The sequence below is a fragment of the Chitinivibrionales bacterium genome (assembly GCA_035516255.1).
Classification (GTDB): Bacteria; Fibrobacterota; Chitinivibrionia; order Chitinivibrionales; family FEN-1185; genus FEN-1185.
Genome location: DATJAL010000034.1, coordinates 34,832 through 51,705 on the forward strand (window position 1 = coordinate 34,832; position 16,874 = coordinate 51,705).

14 protein-coding genes are annotated in these 16,874 nt (G+C 51.6%); 7 read left to right on the forward strand and 7 right to left on the reverse strand.

Annotated elements, in window-relative coordinates; translation table 11 throughout:
* Positions 1 to 2: 2 nt before the first annotated feature.
* The 3 genes from VLX68_10430 to VLX68_10440 form a co-directional block, all read right to left on the reverse strand.
* Positions 3 to 923 carry a hypothetical protein gene (locus VLX68_10430; protein HUI92652.1) on the reverse strand — a complete coding sequence of 307 codons (921 nt, stop codon included), beginning with the start codon at positions 921 to 923 and terminating at the stop codon, positions 3 to 5.
* Positions 924 to 1,017: 94 nt separating this feature from the next.
* Positions 1,018 to 1,980, reverse strand: coding sequence for a UbiA family prenyltransferase (locus VLX68_10435; protein ID HUI92653.1), 963 nt, complete (start codon positions 1,978 to 1,980; stop codon positions 1,018 to 1,020).
* 45 nt (positions 1,981 to 2,025) lie between these two features.
* Entirely contained in the window at positions 2,026 to 3,003 is a 978-nt protein-coding gene (locus VLX68_10440; protein HUI92654.1) for a hypothetical protein, read from the reverse strand.
* A 369-nt stretch (positions 3,004 to 3,372) separates the two neighbouring features.
* Between VLX68_10440 and rpsT the strand changes: the two genes are divergently transcribed.
* From rpsT to VLX68_10475, 7 genes are all read left to right on the forward strand, one after another.
* Positions 3,373 to 3,630 carry a 30S ribosomal protein S20 gene (rpsT, locus tag VLX68_10445; GenBank protein HUI92655.1) on the forward strand — a complete coding sequence of 86 codons (258 nt, stop codon included), beginning with the start codon at positions 3,373 to 3,375 and terminating at the stop codon, positions 3,628 to 3,630.
* Between the two features lie 53 nt (positions 3,631 to 3,683).
* A complete protein-coding gene (gene lysA, locus VLX68_10450) occupies positions 3,684 to 4,925 on the forward strand; it encodes a diaminopimelate decarboxylase (protein HUI92656.1) in 1,242 nt (413 codons plus the stop codon).
* A gap of 331 nt (positions 4,926 to 5,256) precedes the next feature.
* A complete protein-coding gene (locus VLX68_10455) occupies positions 5,257 to 7,245 on the forward strand; it encodes a hypothetical protein (protein ID HUI92657.1) in 1,989 nt (662 codons plus the stop codon).
* Between the two features lies 1 nt (position 7,246).
* A complete protein-coding gene (locus tag VLX68_10460) occupies positions 7,247 to 8,317 on the forward strand; it encodes a DUF4388 domain-containing protein (protein HUI92658.1) in 1,071 nt (356 codons plus the stop codon).
* A gap of 160 nt (positions 8,318 to 8,477) precedes the next feature.
* Positions 8,478 to 9,866 (forward strand): ADP-ribosylation factor-like protein, encoded by a 1,389-nt coding sequence (locus tag VLX68_10465; GenBank protein ID HUI92659.1) that lies wholly within the window; start codon positions 8,478 to 8,480, stop codon positions 9,864 to 9,866.
* Positions 9,863 to 10,738: a roadblock/LC7 domain-containing protein gene (locus VLX68_10470; protein HUI92660.1), complete on the forward strand. Its 876-nt coding sequence runs from the start codon at positions 9,863 to 9,865 to the stop codon at positions 10,736 to 10,738. The genes VLX68_10465 and VLX68_10470 overlap by 4 nt, the downstream gene beginning before the upstream one ends.
* Before the next feature lie 64 nt (positions 10,739 to 10,802).
* Positions 10,803 to 11,663 (forward strand): polysaccharide deacetylase family protein, encoded by an 861-nt coding sequence (locus VLX68_10475; protein HUI92661.1) that lies wholly within the window; start codon positions 10,803 to 10,805, stop codon positions 11,661 to 11,663.
* A 110-nt stretch (positions 11,664 to 11,773) separates the two neighbouring features.
* Here the strand turns inward: VLX68_10475 and VLX68_10480 are convergent, their stop codons facing one another.
* From VLX68_10480 to VLX68_10495, 4 genes are all read right to left on the reverse strand, one after another.
* Positions 11,774 to 12,478, reverse strand: a complete 705-nt coding sequence (locus tag VLX68_10480; GenBank protein HUI92662.1) for a hypothetical protein — start codon at positions 12,476 to 12,478, stop codon at positions 11,774 to 11,776.
* Positions 12,479 to 12,568: 90 nt separating this feature from the next.
* Complete coding sequence (locus VLX68_10485) at positions 12,569 to 12,781, reverse strand: cold shock domain-containing protein (protein HUI92663.1); 213 nt, start codon at positions 12,779 to 12,781, stop codon at positions 12,569 to 12,571.
* A 3-nt stretch (positions 12,782 to 12,784) separates the two neighbouring features.
* On the reverse strand, positions 12,785 to 13,825 hold the full coding sequence (mtnA, locus tag VLX68_10490) for an S-methyl-5-thioribose-1-phosphate isomerase (protein ID HUI92664.1): 1,041 nt from the start codon (positions 13,823 to 13,825) through the stop codon (positions 12,785 to 12,787).
* A gap of 99 nt (positions 13,826 to 13,924) precedes the next feature.
* Positions 13,925 to 16,015 (reverse strand): elongation factor G, encoded by a 2,091-nt coding sequence (locus VLX68_10495; GenBank protein ID HUI92665.1) that lies wholly within the window; start codon positions 16,013 to 16,015, stop codon positions 13,925 to 13,927.
* Between the last annotated feature and the right edge of the window lie 859 nt (positions 16,016 to 16,874).

A 16,874-nucleotide genomic window follows, 5' to 3' on the forward strand; every position in this document is an offset into this window, starting at 1 on the left:
CATTAACGGGGGCTGCGCATTTGTGCCAGCAGTTTTTCCGCATCACTGCGGGCCTTTTTACAAAGGCCATCGCATTGTTCCATTTTCCGGGAAAGGATTTTCTCGCAGGCGTTTCTTGCCTGCACCGTGTCGCCCGCGGTAAAATACATGAGCGCCGCGCTGACGCGCGTCGCCAACGCGTTCCTCCTGGCGCAGTGTATTCCATCATACGCATCGGCGAGTTTCGTATAATAGCCAGCCGCCTCGGCGAATGACCGGGTGGCCTCACCGCGTTTCGCGCACGTCCACCAGGTGAGCCGGCTTTCCGGATGTTCCGCCAAAAGGCCCTTGGTGATTGCATCGGATTCGAAAATATAGTTCTCACGGTAATACAATTCCGCGAGAAGCAGCGTTGCCGCCAAACCGACAAACTGCGCGTTTCTGCTGCACGTTTTAATGCTTTTAATGCCGTCCATTTTTTCACCCGAATACCAGAAAAATGCCCACCAGAAATTCTTCTTGAGGTCGGCCCGCGCATAGGTATAAAATCCGAGGATAAAATCCACGTCTGTATTTGTATGGTCGAGCCGTTTGGCTTCCTTCAATGCCGACAGGGCCGAGAACCCCACATCGAGTCCGGTGAAATATTTTTTTCTCCATAAAAAGTATGCCGCGGCGATGGCTTTTGAAAAGCCGTTGATGGTATAGCTGAACGAAGAAACGCCGAATTTTTTCTCAAAATTAAATATCGAAGCTTCCGTCTTTTTGTATCCCTCAGAAAAATTCAACGAATCCGTGGCGCTGTCTAGGTCCAGGTCGTGCAGGCCGACCGCTGAAAGGCGCAGCATCGGCCACAGCGGATTTTCCGGATCGGTTTTGGTCACTGAATCGCAAAACAGGATCGCGCCGTTGTAATCACTGGCGATCATTTTCTCTATTGCCAAGGAAGCCGCCTGCCTGACCGCAGGGGGAAGTGAAAGACCGGCACAGGGGACGCAGCCCCAGCCAAAGAAAAGCAAAATCAGCCCTGCGTGCTTTTTATTTATGAGCCGCGGGGACAAGTGAAGGATACCAGACATGAAACCTCAATCTGAAATATGCTATGGTGGCGACAAGCGACAAAAGGGCTCCGGCAACCAGATAGGGAAAAACCACGGCGGCAATGAGCATCATAATCAATCCGCCGATTTTGTACGTTGCTTCCATCAGGCCCGCGGTTTTACGGACAAGATAGGCTCCATAGAGCGGAACGGCGCACAGTGAGCACGTGAGCGCCACCCAATCATTAAGCAGAAGCGAGACCGTGAGTCCCGCGGCGATAAACATCGAGGCAAGAACATGTGCTTTGCGGAGCCCGATGGTCACGGCGGTGGTATTTTTCCCGTACGCTCGGTCTCCGTCGATGTCCGGGAGCGTCGAGCTGATGGAACCGGCGCACATCAGGAGAAAATACGGTGATGATGAGATGAAAAAAGCCGGGCCCGGTGCGGCCCCGGACAAAAGCCAGCCGACACCGAACGCGATGAAGCCATAGCCTGCGGCGTTGGTAATAAAATCCAGACCGGCACGTCCGGAGAAATAGAACGGTTTGACACAGTAGAGAAAACCTACCGCAAGCGCCGCTGCCGAAAAGAGAGATACTGCGGGGTATGCGGCAAGGGGAATCAGCACCGCCGCGGCGGCGAGGAGGAACGCCGTTACCCCCGCGAGCGGCAACGGAATATTCCCTTTTGCCAACATTGGAAAACCGGCATTCACGGCATCGACGTGCCGGTCGGCGATTTGGTTCACCGCATACACCGCGCCCACCGAGCAAGAGAAGACCAGCATCCAGGCGGCGGTGGAAAATGGTGTTTTCCAGGCGGCTGAAAGATGGAAGCCGTGCACGTCGGAGAGGCCCGCAACATATCCGAAGGCGCAGTATCCCCAGACTGGAATCAACAAAAGCGGCCGGGCAAGAAATACGGCGTCGGCAACCCGGCATAAAAAGGATGGCTTCATCCGAGTCTTTCTATCATCGCACCTTGACGTACCGCGACAGCGGTTTTAGAGTGGATACGGTCCGACGGGAAAAGGGTTCGAATAGATCCAGGCATGTTTTCCTTTATAAACTTCTATCCTGAAAACTCTACGCGAAGAAATTGGAAATTCAACCTGCCATCCTTTTCTTTTGTCAATATACTCGCCGTTGGCGACCAGTTTCACCAGCGCGGGTTCCGGCAGATTTACCTTGAGCATTGCCGGCAGGCAAATATCGGCGGTGGGACTGCCAGGCATCACGGCATGTCCGTTTTTATCCACGAGATAGATTTCGGCGCCTCTGGCATCTCCCCTTCTGTAATTGCTGATAAAACCTCTCCCGTTTTTTAGAGCGTCAAGGAGCATCGCCTTTGCAGCTGCAGCATCGCCTTTCGGTAAAGGACGGCTGAAATACAGATGCGTCCGTATTCCTTTCAGCTCCACTTTAATCGGAAAAATGGTAAAAAGGAAAATGCCGAGCCGAACTTTCATGGAATGGGCATCCACGCCGCCGATGCCGCTCACGAACCGGTTGCGGTTCAAGGCGTCCCAGCGTCCGAGAAGTTCCCGAGGCGCCTCAAGGAGAAAACGGCGCGGATAGAACAAACGGAAGAAATGAAGCCAGCTCCTCAGGTTTTCGAGCCAATCCGACATCTGGTTCCACAGCTCGATGCCGTCAAAACCGGTTGCGTTCCATTCAATCCAGGGATAAGGAGGATATTTTTTAAAATAGTGGCGCTTCTCGATTGGATGGGCAATGAACCCTATTCCTCCCGTTTCTTTGATTTTGTTGATGTATCCCTGCGCATCATTCGTGTAAGTGACCACTGAATTGCTGCCAAGAGCCAGATAATGGTTGATGTTCGCGGCATCGTTGTGTTCATACCCCACGCAGACGAACAGATCATCTGAAAAGCCTTCAAACCCGGCATCCCTTCCCTTGAGCGAAACATGGTCTGTTACGACGATGTAATTGAGGCCGACCGCCTTGGCGGTTTCTATCATGACGGGAAAATCCACGCCACCGTCCGAGAATTTTGTATGCAGATGGATTGCGCCGCATAACTCCAGGAATGTGAATTCTTTTCCGTTACTTGTTCTTTCTGCCGCCATAGTTCGTTTACAAGGAGAAATTGATAGGTGTTTTCCGTGACTACCGTTGAACCAGGACACTCGGTATTATTGCATTTGGTTTTTAAAATACCTTTAATACTGTAGAAGTGGGTACCCATAATTTATTTGATATCCTGCTGCGCCGGCAAAAAGAGCCCATTGCAGTATTTGACAATGGTTAATGGATGAATATATTTTGAGAAATTTCCAATAGTTAATCTTCATTTCTTTTTCACCGGTTTTCGGTCGTAAGGAGTATCAATGCCTCAACACAAAGCGTGCGAAAAACATGTCCGCAAAAGCAAAAAAGCCAATCTTAAAAACCGCAGCGACTGGTCTACGCTCCGCACGGTCATACGTCATGTCCTCGAGTCAAAGGACAAGAAGGCCGCCCAGGAAAAGCTCAGGCTCGCGGTGTCGTTCATCGACAAATGCGCCGGCAGCGGATTGATCCACAAAAACAACGCCGCAAACAAAAAATCCAGGCTTTATATCCATGTGAACAAGCTTAAGGGTTAAAAACCGGTTAGTGGCGTTTTTCCCGCCTTATGTGGTTTTGCTGAGGAAGTACAATGGTTAATTTTCACCTCGTGGGCGAAGAATTATACTGCGAGAGTGTGCCGCTGTCCGCGCTTGCCCGCGAATTCGGCACTCCTGCGTATGTGTACAGCAAGGCAAGCATCATTAATTCTATCGAGCTTTTATTGGGCGCTTTTGAATCGCTTGATGTCCAAATATGTTTTTCCGTCAAATCAAATTCAAACCTCTCCATTCTCCGCCTCATGGCGCAAAAAGGCCTCGGCGCCGACATCGTTTCGGGCGGCGAACTCTTCCGCGCCCTTAAGGCCGGGATTCCTCCGGAAAAAATCGTTTACTCTGGCGTTGGAAAAACCGCTGAGGAAATAAGGTATGCCTTAAAAAGCGGCATTGCCATATTCAACGTGGAGTCTGAGGAAGAACTGTATTCTCTTTCGGACATCGCTCATTCGCTTGATGTCATTGCTCCCGTTTCGCTCCGCATCAATCCGGACATTGACGCAAACACGCACCATCATACCACAACGGCAAAAAAGGAAAACAAATTCGGCATCCCTGCCCAGCAGGCTGTTGACCTCTATAAAAGAATGAACTCATTGCCGCACCTCAACCCCGTGGGCATTGACGTGCACCTCGGTTCGCCCATTCTTTCCCTCGAACCCTACCGGCAGGCGCTCGACGTGCTCGGCGACATTTTCACGCAATTGCACGGCCTCGGAATCAATCTCCATACCATTGACATCGGCGGCGGGTTCGGCATCGTTTACAACCGTGAAACGCCGTTTACCCCCATCCAGTTCGCCGGCCTCCTTGCGCCGTATGCAGCAAAACTCGCCTGCAATTTCATCGTCGAGCCCGGCCGTTTTATCGTGGGAAATTCCGGCGTTCTCATGGCCACCGTCATCTACGTAAAGCAGGCGCGCAGCAAATTGTTTTACATATGCGATGCCGGGATGAACGACCTTATCCGGCCGCCGTTCTATGACGCCTACCATGCCATCGTCCCGGTGGTGCAGTATAAAGACGCCCCGCAATCGGTTGCCGACATCGTCGGCCCGGTGTGCGAATCGTCTGATTTTTTTGCAAAAGCCCGTACTATTGACAAGCTGGAAAAGGGTTCTCTCATCGCGATACGCAGCGCCGGAGCCTATTCTTTTTCCATGGCGTCCAACTACAATTCGCGGCCTCGGCCCTGCGAGATCCTTGTTGACGGTTCCCACTATTCCGTCATTCGAAGGCGTGAAACCTATCAGGACCTGGTTAGTCTTGAGGAATAATCCCTTTCTCTTTGCAACTCCTCCACTTTTTACTCAGGGTTTGGCTATTTAAGGCGTAGGACCTTAATAATTTGTTTTCCCGATAAATAGAATTGCTTTTTTTAATACCACGTATGTAGAATTTATATTAATTATTATTATAGTTCGTATCTATCAGCCCGCGGAATCCAATCGCCATATGAACATAAGTCGCAACAATAGAGATTCCCACTTAGCACACACTATGCCCGTTATGGTGCTGGGATTTATATGTTCTTTGGCGCTTGGTTCGGCTGCTCAGCCCATTTTCTGGGAATCGGAGATAGCCCTTGCGCTGGAGTCGCGAGATATCATGTATCTGCAGGCAGGCATACGGTCCACCGAGTTTTCCAAAATGGAGCCGGGCTACCATAGTCCTGCGGTGCCACTTTCGCCTGACACCACAACACCGTGGCCTTACTTTCTCAAGGGTTTGTCAAACTCAGGAGACGTGCACGATGATGCGGACGCCGTCTCGTATTTCACCAAGGCCATTGCCTCCGCCGAAAAATACCCGGGCCGTATGTGGGTCCTTTCCGTGGAGTTTGAAAGGTGCGGCCTCCGGGATTGGCAGGAAAAATGCATTAAAAAATTGGAACAGATCTTTCTTGCCAGCGGCGCACAGGCCGCACCCGTCATTACCCAGCAGTTACTTTACAAAGCCGTAAAAATGTCCGGCAAGGGTCTGGGTGAAACCGGGGAATTGTACAATTCATGGGCTTCCTGGTTCGACAAGGACGACATCCTGATCCACCTTCAGGCCGTCCAATCTGCCGGCGTCCTTTCCTTGACAAAGGTATTGCCCCGGCTTCAGGACATCGTCGACGATATCTCGTCATCCTGGAAAATCCAGCTCGGGCTCGTCAAAAACATCTGCGCATGGTTCTTTACCTTTCTTTTCATTGCCATGGCGGGCATTCTGCTCGGCCTGGGCCCGAAATATTTTTCCTGGGCGCTCCATCTTCCTTCAGAACGCCTTCCCGATGTTTTTGCGCCCAAGGCGAAATTATTCCTGGCTCTTCTTGTTTTCGCTTCAATCGCTTTTTTAGGCCAGCTTGCCTTTATTTGGTGTTTCTTTTTCATCATTTGGCGTTTTTGTGATAGCAAGGATAAGCCCCTCGCGATGATTGCGCTCGTGCTTTTTCTTCTGTTTCCCCTCAGCGTTAAATTGGGAGACATGTTCGATCAGGTGCTTTCTCCCGGCGGATCGGTGATGTTGTACAAGAAAGCCCTTGACGAAGGATATTATCACCAACTTGACTCATGCATTCGCGCGCGAACAATCAGCAACAACGCTGACTATCTTATTCATACTGCATCGGCGCTTTATTCCCTAAAAAAAGGCGACCCGTCCGCAGCGGCTCCCCATCTTCAGATCGCGCAACGGCTGTTTCGCAACAATCCCGCGGTGCTGGTGGCAACCGGGAATACCCTGTTTTACGGCGGCGACCTCGCCGGAGCACGCGGCGCCTACCAGGAATGCATCTCGCTTTATCCGTCATATGAGCCCGCATTTTTCAACCTGGGGCAATATTATTTCAACACCATGGAAACCGCAAAAGGCATGGAATATATCACCCAGGCAACGAAACTCAATCCGGGCTATGTCAACGCGTTCATCAAGAAAAACGATGAATGTTTTTCAAAGGATTGGCCTCCTCTGCGGCAGCTTATGGCACCGGATTTTTCCCCGATGTACTTCTGGAGCAACATTTTTCCCGAATATTGCGGGACGTGGAACACCGCCAGCCAACGTTTCGGTGGCATGTTTTTCGGCTTTTCCCTTCCGCTCTACGGTCTTCTGTCACTCGGGCTGCTGGCCATTCTCCTAATGATGGATTCCCTGGTGTGGTCGAAAGCGGTGGTGAAAAAAGTGACCGCCTGCAAACTCTGCCAGTCCATTGTCTGCCGGAAATGCAAACGCGGTGTCATATGCAAGACCTGTTTCAACGCGACCCAGCAGATCCGCAACGAACAAATCAGGCAGCGCATCATGTCCAAAATCCAGTCCCGAACGGTGCGTTTTCGAACTTTTACGGCGATTTTTCTCAACATGTTTTTTCCCGGTTCTGGCCTAGTCTACCGCGGTGCACCCCTCTATCAGTCGCTGTCGCTTGTCGCAACCACCTCCATCATCTATGCGACGTATATTGCCCTGTTCCGCGCAACGTTCAATTTTCCTACATGGACCGTACAAGGACTTATAGCGCAGGCATATCTGGTTCTTGCTGTTTACAACATATTCTTCTTTGGCCAGGGCCTTGTGAAGGGATTTAGAGAACTAACAAAACGGGGTGAATGACATGGCACTCAGGGGCAGCCTCCGCGAATTCGAACTTGCGGAAATCTTTCAATTGATTTCGCGCGACGCAAAAACCGGTCAACTCATTCTTTCGCATGAAGGCCGGGAGGCGTTTGTCATCTTTTCGCAGGGCGCCGTGGTCGCGGCCGGCAACAGTGATCAAAACCTGCAAACACTTCTGTCAAGGTATCTCAAAGCCGTCAAACGGTACTCCGATGATGAAGTCAATGAATTATTGACCGTGTGCCAGGGCGAAATGCGGCTTTTTTCGCAGGAGCTCATCAACAGGAAATATATGACGCAGGAGGAACTCGTGGCCTTTGCGCAAATGGGCATAGAAGACTTGGCATGCAGTCTTTTTCTCTGGGAAGACGGCAATTACCGGTTCGACACCCTCGAAAGCATCCATGAATACATTGTCGCCGGCGTCACTTTTCCTGTGGATGCCATCACCATGGAAGCAATGCGGCGGACCGACGAGTGGAAGCGGATACGGCAGCATATCAAGCCGGACACGGTTTTCACTCCCGCGCAGAAAGTTGCCCCTTCGGCAGCACTGGCGCCTCTTGCCGATCCCTCGGCATATATTCTTTCGTTTGTCAATGGCACCGCGAAGGTTTCATTGATTTGTGAAAAGTCCATCTTCCTTCCCTACCGCGTGTATGAAACCCTGTTCGGATTGTGGCAAAACTCGTCCATTGCCCCGCTTGCGGTAAAACGGGCTCATGCAAAGGCGCCCGGATTGGAACCGGTTCGAAAGCCGGCGGCCGAATTTGCCGCGGCGACAGTTTCGCTGATAGCAATTCTCGGATGGCTGCTCGCCATTTTCGCCTTTTCATACATCGAAAATGCAGTATTGCTCCGCAAAGCCGTTGCAGAGCGCCAACAGGCGATGGCGGATTTGCCGGCGTCGCAAGCGTCACAAAAAATCCGGATCGCCGCTCTTCAATATCATACGTTGCAAGGATCACCGCCTCCTAAGATAAAAACACTTGTTTCAGAAGGCTTGATCACCGAACGGGACCTGTATTCGCACAAAACGGCCCGCCTTCCGAGTACTCCTAATAAATAGCCTCATTTATTCTGGGAGCTTTCCCGAACTTTGCTTGCATATTCTTTCATACAGAACTATATTTTATTAATACTTATGGCTTCGTTGCCTACCGCGGCTCTTGTCAAGATTGCCACGGGGGCTTTGCTGTGGTTTATTGTCCTAACAAAGGGAACCTTAAATGGCGTCAATTAATTATGCGATAAGGGAAATCAGCGTCAAGATCGTCTTTTACGGACCTGGCTTGAGCGGCAAAACCACCAACCTGCAGGTTATCCATAGAAAGATCCCCATTGATTATCGAAGTGATATGGTTTCACTTGCCACCGAGACCGATAGAACGCTGTTCTTCGATTTTCTCCCGCTCGATTTGGGAAAAATCAAAGGTTTTTCGACAAAATTCCAGCTCTACACCGTTCCCGGCCAGGTGTATTACAACGCAACCCGCAAACTTGTTCTCCGCGGCGTGGACGGTGTTGTATTTGTCGTTGACAGCGCTCAAGATAAAATGCAGGAAAATCTTGAGAGTTTCCAGAACCTCCACGACAACCTGGCGGAATATGGGATCAAACAGGGAAGCATTCCGATAGTTGTTCAATACAACAAAAGGGACCTGCCGAACGCCATGCCTGTTGCGGCACTTGACAAATCAATCAATAAATTCGGTTATCCGTGGAACGAAGCGATTGCCAATCAGGGAAAAGGCGTCTTTGAGTCGCTTAAAATTATCGGCAAGATAGTCATTGACAATCTCAACAAAAAATATTCGAGACCTTCATTCGGTCAACCGCAGGAAGCCGCACCCAGGCCCATGCAGCAGCAGGCGGCGGCATCGACGCCAAGGCCCGCCGCAGCCGATCCCTTTTACGCGCCTCCGCCGCAGCGGCCGCAGCCCCAGCAGGCGAGACCGGTTGCTGCTCCGCCTCCACCGCCGCAGCGGCAGCAGCCGCAATATGCCGAGAATGCTTTCCCGGCACCGCCGCAACAGGCGCCACGGTTTCAGCAGCCACCGGTCCGTGCGCCGGCCGCTCCCCCACCGCAGCCTCGTCCTCAGCCAGTGCAGGATGAACAGTTCCGCAACGATTATTCCGATTACGGCGCCATCAACCTTGAACCCATGGGGCAACCGGCAGCGCCGTCGTTTGAACCGCCGCCCGCTAAGGCGGTGCAACAGCAATCGCCGCCGGCTGTTGACAAAACAGAACTCGACCTCGAAATTGAGAAATACCAGAGGGAAATCGAGGAAAAGCAGCGGCGCCTCCGTTCGCTGCAAAGTCCGCAGGCTCCCCAACAGGCCCAACAGCCGCAGCAGGGCGCGTTTCCCGCGCCGCAGCAGGGAAGCTACGACGTTTATGCCGCTCCGGCCACCGAAGAAATGCAATATCCTCCACAGCAGCAGGCGGACGTTCCCGAGGAACAGGCGGTGTCGGAGGAAGACCAGCCGATGTATTTCACGTCTGTCAACCCCGCCGACCGTCAGCGGAAGAAAATCAAGCGACCGGTGAACCCTAAAACAAAACCGCAGAACACGTTCCTTTCGAAATTTTTCAATAAAGAAAAACCCGAATGAGCGATGTAATTCTTTACAAGGAAGACATCGACCGGCTCAACACCATTCTGCAGTCTCTTGTAAGCGAGACAAAGCTACTTTCGGCGCTCCTGATCAACAAGGATACCCGCCTTCTCGCAAACCAGGGAACCCTCGCTATGTTCGATATGTCCGCGCTCGCGGCGCTTATCGTGGGCAGTTTTTCATCCACGCAGGCGATCGCGGGGCTTATTGGCGAACGCGAGTTCGGCACCATGACCCACACCGGGAAGTCAAAGAGCCTGCTCATTTCAACGGTCGACGACAATACGATCATCGCTACCGTGTTCGACCGTTCAACACCGCTCGCCGCGGTTTCGGCCTGCATCGAACGGCACACCGGCATGCTGCAACAGGCGCTCGCGGCCATCAACCGCAACATGGAAAACCTGTTTCAAGGGCCCGTTGCAATGCCATCTCTTTCCCAGGACGATGTGGAGCAGGGGTTCGATTCCTTTTTCGATCAGCAGCAGCCTGCTGGCCCTGCCGTGACCGCCGTCCCGGTTGCGGATCCACCTGCTCCCGAACCGGTGAAACCCCGCCTGCATGACAGCAGGCGCATCGTTCCGCCGCCGCCCGAGACCAAACATATCCAATACGCGGCAGTTCCCGAGCAGGCGCCCGCAGGAATTCCTGCAGAAAAAGCCGCCGAAGAGGTGCTTGTCGGCCAGGATCAGGGTAACGGTCTTTCACGAAATGCGGCCATGAAGAAAATTCCTCCGCCCAGCAACACCGAATATCTCTATTTCACCTCCATGAATTACCTTAAAAACAAGGCGAAGGAAGGCGCGGCCTTCCAGAAACATAAAAATGAAAAAGGCCTTTTTTCCCGTTTCTTCAACCGTTCCAAGTGAAATCGGCAAGATTTTTCCTTCCATCTCTTTATCCGTATCGAGCGTTTTTTTCTCCTGAATCCGTATGACTGCCGCAACCATTATTTTACTTGTTCTTCTTGCTCCCCTGCTCGCCGGGATCCTTGCCCTTGTGTTTTTCGGAGCAAAGAAAAAAAGAACGATGCCTGTCGGGCTTCTGCTGCATGCAATTTCCGAAAAAAGCGCACCGCATTGCTCCTACTATTCCCCAAAAAAATTTACCGCTCTGCTCGACAGGCTCGCCGGAAATGGTTTTATCCTTGTCACGCTGGGCGAAGCGCTGCGGCGTCCCGATCCTGACCGCCCCAAGGCCGCTGTCATGTGCTTTGATGACGGCTTTGAAAGTTTTTACCGTTTTGCCCTCCCTCAATTGCAAAATCGTAATTGGAAGGCGACGGTTTTTCCCGTCGCAGGTTTTCTCGGCAAGCCATCAACGTGGGACACGCTGCCCCCGCAGATTCATTTGACAAAAGAACAAGTAAAAGAAATTTTATCGCTGGGACATGAAATCGGCAGCCATACCATGACCCACCCCAACCTCACCCTGCTCAGCGACGCGGATCTATCCGCGGAACTGTCGCAATCCAAGAAAATCCTTGAAGACATAACAGGCAGGCCGGTCACCAGCCTTTCATTCCCTTTTGGACAGTGGAACCGGCGCGTCTGGAACAAGGCGCTCGAAGCCGGTTATACCGCTGCGACGTCGTACGCCGGCAGCGCAAAAAGGGGAAAAGGCATGTTTCCCCTGTGGGGAATCTACTCCTTTGACTCGGTGCAGGATGTCTGGGACCGGGCGATCGACCAGCCTGCAGTTTCAAATGCCGTGGCGCAAGGAATCGTGATGCCGCATTTCGCAAAGGGGACGCCGATGTGGAAATTCAGGAAGGGATATGGGTTGTTGCGGTAATGAAAGTTGACAAACCGATATCGATGATATACAGCCTTTCCAGAAACATCTATTTGTCAAACCATTAACTATTTTGGAATCCTTTGATCCTGAATAAAAAACTGATCCTGCTATCGCTTAAACACATACCCCTTTCCCTTCACAATCTCATGCATTTCCTTCAGCCTTTGCTGCACCATGTCGGCGCCCGCGGAGGGCTGCGACGCCAGGTAAACCTCCCCGTCCTTGAAAAAGTCTATTGTTTCCGTTGGCAGGTCGGGATACTTCGATACGTTGAACTGTGCCTGCGGGCAGTCCCATTCCTTGAGGCTATCGGCAACGAGTCTGTTGCGTAACGAGTCAACGAGAGACATGTCGATGGCGATCATGACCATCTGCGCATGTCCGGAAGCAAGTGCGGCCCTAATATTCGGGTAGATATGTTGCATGCGCTCTCCCGGTCCCACAAGGTCCCATTTCGCAAGCTGCACGTCGCGCCACCAGTCGATCCCGCGGCATTCGATCTTCATCTTCTGCGCGGCATGCGCGAGGTAGGCCATCTCCGGCGAACCGTCGAAGAATTCCTGTTTGTCGAAATGTTCGGGCCGTATCTGGACCAGGAGAAGGTCGGGCGTGCTTTTATGAAGTATCGAGTCGAGGTGGATCCAGCCGAAACGCGGGTTGCGCGCGTGCGCTGACCCGATGGTGGCGAGAACCGTGACGTCGATGTTTTTATTGTGGAAGCAGTAAACGATGGGAACGGCGTTTTCCCGCGGATCGCCGGGACTTTTCTGGGTCTGGCCGGTCGCGCACAGAATGCCGCAAAGTACCAACAACGAAGCTGAAATATTCGTGTTAATGGTGCACCCGCTTTTTTACAAAACGACACTCATCAGCATCGCGCGAATCATTGAACCGATATGCTTTTATTCCTCCCCGCACATTTCCACATTCACGGCAGTTGTTCCGCGGGAGGTTTCCATGATGTCAAAGGTTACCCGCTGACCCTCAAACAGCACCTTGAACCCGTCTCCCGCGATTCCGGAATGGGTCACCGGTATCTCCTTTCGATTATCAACGGAGACGATTATTCCCCGTCCCTGGCCCTCGTTGTACCATTTGACAATACCATTTTGCATGTATCAAGCCAAGACTTTTTTTATATTTTTTTGAAACGGGGGCTTCATAACACCCTTGTCGGATACGATCGCGGTGATGAGCTTGTTTGGGGTAACATCAAAGGCGGGATTAAAGACCATGGCGTTGCGTGGCGCGGTTTCCTTGCCGAACCCGCTGATTATTTCCTGGGCCGGACGTTCTTCAATGGGAATGGCATTGCCGTCGGCAAGCGAAAGGTCGAACGTTGACGAAGGCGCAGCGACGTAAAATGGAATATGGTGCGCTTTGGCAAGCAGCGCGACGCCGTAAGTACCAATTTTATTTGCCGTGTCGCCATTTGCCGCGATCCGGTCGGCACCGACGAGTACTGCTTCGACCAGTCCGCGCGCCATGACCGTCGCGGCCATGTCATCGCAGATGACGGTGACGGGAATGTCGGCTGCCATGAGTTCGAACGCGGTGATGCGCGATCCCTGCAGAAGCGGTCGCGTCTCGTCAGCATAAACGTGGATAAGTCTGCCCTTTTCCTGCGCCACATACACGGGCGCGAGGGCGGTGCCGTATTCGGCGGTCGCAAGACCTCCGGCATTGCAATGGGTAAGAACGGCTTTGCATGTCTTGATCAGATCGTACCCGTTCTTGCCGATCGCGAGGCACATCTGCCGGTCTTCTTCAAGGATTTTGAGAGCTTCGTCCAGAAGCGCTTTTTTCCTGGAGGAAATTGACAATCCGGAAGATCGGGCGGTCTCAACCATCCGTTTGATCGCCCACGCCAGATTGACCGCTGTCGGACGCGACGAAACCAGATAGTCCGCCTTTTTTTTCAATTCAGCGGTAAATTCTTTTTCTGAGGTGCTGTCCGGAATTCCCCGGATTCCAAGGTACAAACCGAATGCGGCAGCTACGCCGATAGCCGGCGCGCCCCTCACGCGGAGGGTTTTAACTGCGTCATACATTTCCTCAATGGTCTTTATATCTTTATAGATCAGGGTTGAAGGCAGCGCGGTCTGGTCAACGATGCGTGCGCAATTGTCAATCCATTCTATTGTCTTTAAACGTGCCATGAGATCCAGCCCGCCGGAAACGGCCCTTTACGTTAAAATCACAGGGGGCGATCAGAAATCGCCCCCAACGGATATCCTTTATTTACATTTTCAAAAACGTTATTCCTTGACTTCCTGCACCGTCTGTTTCGAAGCTTCGATGATCTTTCGCGCCACTTCGGTAGGCACGGGTTCGTAGTGAGAAAACGATTTTGAAAAATACCCGCGTCCCTGTGAAAGCGCCCGGAGCGCCTGCGAATAATTCTGCACTTCAGCCTCAGGCACCTTTGCCACGATGGTCTGGAATTTTCCCTCAGGTTCCATGCCGCCTATCTTGCCGCGGCGCGAAGAAAGGTCTCCCATGACGTCACCGGTGTAGTCGTCGGGCACGGTTATCCGCATGTCCGCGATGGGTTCCAAGAGTATCGGGCCCGCCTGTTCGAATGCCAGCTTGAAAACCTCACGGCCCGCGATCTGGAAAGCGATGTCCTTGGAGTCGACCGGATGCGTCTTGCCGTCGACGAGATATACGCGCGCGTCAACGATCGGGTATCCGGCAAGGATCCCCTCCTCTAGTTTGGCGTGTACGCCTTTGTCAACGCTCGGCCTGAATGACTGATCGATCACCCCGCCAACGATTTTGTCAACGAATTCATATCCGGAACCGCGCGGCAGCGGTTCGAGATCGATGGCGACCTTGGCATACTGGCCCGCGCCGCCCGACTGTTTCTTGTGGGTGTATTCGACATACTTAACGGTTTTCGTTATGGTTTCGCGGTATGATATTTTCGGCTGTTTTTTCTCGACCTCGACCTTGTACCTGTTCTTAAGGGCGCCGAGGATGATGTCGATATGAATGTCGCCCATGGCGGAAAGCACGGACTGCCGGATATCGGCATGGTATTTATAAATGAACGTGGGGTCTTCTTCTCGCAGCTTCGCGAATCCAAGGCCGATCTTGTCTTCGTCACCTTTGTTCTTCGAGGATATGGCGACGTTGACGAGCGGTTCTGAAAATTTGATGGAAGGGAACACGTAACCGACGCCCTTGTCGGCGAGCGTGTCGTTTGTGTGCGTATCTTTCATTTTAAGGAGCGCCCCGATATCGCCGAACCCTATTTCCGGTGTGTCAACACGTTCGTGCCCGCGCAGGAAGTATATGTTGCTCATGCGCTCCGAAGAGCTGCGGGTGAGGTTCTGAACGTCTTTTCCCGAGGTGAGCTTTCCGCTGAAAACGCGTATGCAGTTGAAATCGCCGATGTGTTCCTCGGAAATCGTCTTGAATACAAACGCGGACATCGGCTGGGGTTCGGAAACCTGGATCGTCTTTTTTTCCTGGCCGGCCACCACCTCGACTTCCTTGCGGGAAAGCGGCGACGGACAGAGGTTTACAATCATGGTGAGAAGCACGTCGGTGCCCATGTTGAGCGTCGCGCTGCCGCTGAGTACCGGGAACACCGCACCTTCCAGAAATCCCTTTGCGAGTCCCTGCTTGAGTTCATCGAGCGAGAGCTCGCCTTTTTCGAAATACTTGTTCATGAGCGTCTCGTCGGTCTCCGCAACCGACTCCATGAGCGCGGAGCGGAGGGTGTCCACTTCATCCGCCAATTCCTTCGGAATATCGATTTTTTTACCTACGCCGCTGCCTTCACGTGAATATTCGAACGCTTCTTTATTGACAAGGTCTACAACGCCCTTGAACGACGCGCCGCTTCCCATGGGAATGGCGAGCGGCGCCACGGCGGTGCCGTAGGTCTCCTTGAGGTTTGCGAGCGTTTTCTCGAAATCGACGTTGTCCTTGTCCATACCGTTGACAAAAAATAATTTCGGCATTTTGGCCTCTTCAACGAAGCGGGACATGAGCTCGGTTCCCACCTGCACGCCGTCAAGCGCGCTCACGAGCATCACTGCGGATTCAACCACCCTGAGGGCGGCTTTCGCATCGCCCTGGAGGTCGAGAAAGCCCGGCGTATCGAGGAAATTTATCTTGGCGTTGTTCCATTCGCAGAACCCGAGTTTCATGCTGATGGTCATTTTACGGTCTTTTTCGTCGGCCCGTGTATCGAAAATGCTGGTACCGTTGGCGACTTTATTGAGCTTGCTGGTTCCCTTTGACGTGTAGCAGGCAGCCTCGAGCAGCGATGTCTTTCCCACGCCGCCGTGGGAAAGCAAGCATACGTTCCTGATAGCATTTGCTTCATACTTCTTCATGCATCCTCCGAAAGAAAATTCCAATTGGTTGAAACCATTGTCTGGGAACAAAAAGAAACTGATCTGTTTCCAGGATGGATTGAAGACAAGTCTGTTAAATATAAAAGAGTTCTTTAATTTGAGGCAACAGAAATGCGGGCATATTAGGAAAAATGCAAAGGTGGTGTTCCGCTGAACCGTTGCAGACACCGGCCGCGCCGTTTGTAAAAATCCATTCCATATATTTATCCGAAGAAGATTTTTAAAACGATGTTCCTTAGGACCGAAAAAAAACTTCTATCAGAAAATTTGCCTCAAAACATCTTTTAACCCAATGCAAGTTAGATCACGAAAACTTTTTTTGCGATTGTTTTTACATCGTGTCGGAGGATAAAATCGCTTCGGGAAAAGGACAGGTGCTTACACGAATCATATCCCCCCAACACCAGTTTCACATTTCGAATAGACTCAGAATATGCCGTGAGTTCGGGGCACAGCTGCCTTCACAAGTGAATTATGACCAAATCCAGCCTGTGTCATTAATGCTTAATCTTATAGATTAAGCTATAACCGTTATTTATTAATTATCAATGAATTGACTTACATATTATGATTGACAAATCAATTTTCTAATCATTTAATTTGATTAATACTTGAATTCTTGATAATTTTAAAAATGGAGTCCATGAAAATATTCCCCTGGCTTAATTCGCCTACTTTGAACAAGATACGAATTACACACGTATCGGCTCATTTAAAAAGGTAACCGAAGGCTCAAAGTCGTCGTCTCACAAATGAGGTAACCAAGACTTGTTTGAAAATGGCTTTGAGTTTTCGTTCTATTGCATCTTTGAGAGAAAATGGATTCAGTTCTGTATGG

Coding starts and splice junctions, on each gene's coding strand:
- VLX68_10485 (HUI92663.1), bottom strand. CDS start 12,781: ATGCAAAATGGTATTGTCAAATGGTACAACGAGGGCCAGGGACGGGGA.
- VLX68_10465 (HUI92659.1), top strand. CDS start 8,478: ATGGCGTCAATTAATTATGCGATAAGGGAAATCAGCGTCAAGATCGTC.
- VLX68_10470 (HUI92660.1), top strand. CDS start 9,863: ATGAGCGATGTAATTCTTTACAAGGAAGACATCGACCGGCTCAACACC.
- VLX68_10495 (HUI92665.1), bottom strand. CDS start 16,015: ATGAAGAAGTATGAAGCAAATGCTATCAGGAACGTATGCTTGCTTTCC.
- mtnA (HUI92664.1), bottom strand. CDS start 13,825: ATGGCACGTTTAAAGACAATAGAATGGATTGACAATTGCGCACGCATC.
- VLX68_10455 (HUI92657.1), top strand. CDS start 5,257: ATGTATCTGCAGGCAGGCATACGGTCCACCGAGTTTTCCAAAATGGAG.
- VLX68_10435 (HUI92653.1), bottom strand. CDS start 1,980: ATGAAGCCATCCTTTTTATGCCGGGTTGCCGACGCCGTATTTCTTGCC.
- lysA (HUI92656.1), top strand. CDS start 3,684: ATGGTTAATTTTCACCTCGTGGGCGAAGAATTATACTGCGAGAGTGTG.
- rpsT (HUI92655.1), top strand. CDS start 3,373: ATGCCTCAACACAAAGCGTGCGAAAAACATGTCCGCAAAAGCAAAAAA.
- VLX68_10475 (HUI92661.1), top strand. CDS start 10,803: ATGACTGCCGCAACCATTATTTTACTTGTTCTTCTTGCTCCCCTGCTC.
- VLX68_10440 (HUI92654.1), bottom strand. CDS start 3,003: ATGATAGAAACCGCCAAGGCGGTCGGCCTCAATTACATCGTCGTAACA.
- VLX68_10460 (HUI92658.1), top strand. CDS start 7,247: ATGGCACTCAGGGGCAGCCTCCGCGAATTCGAACTTGCGGAAATCTTT.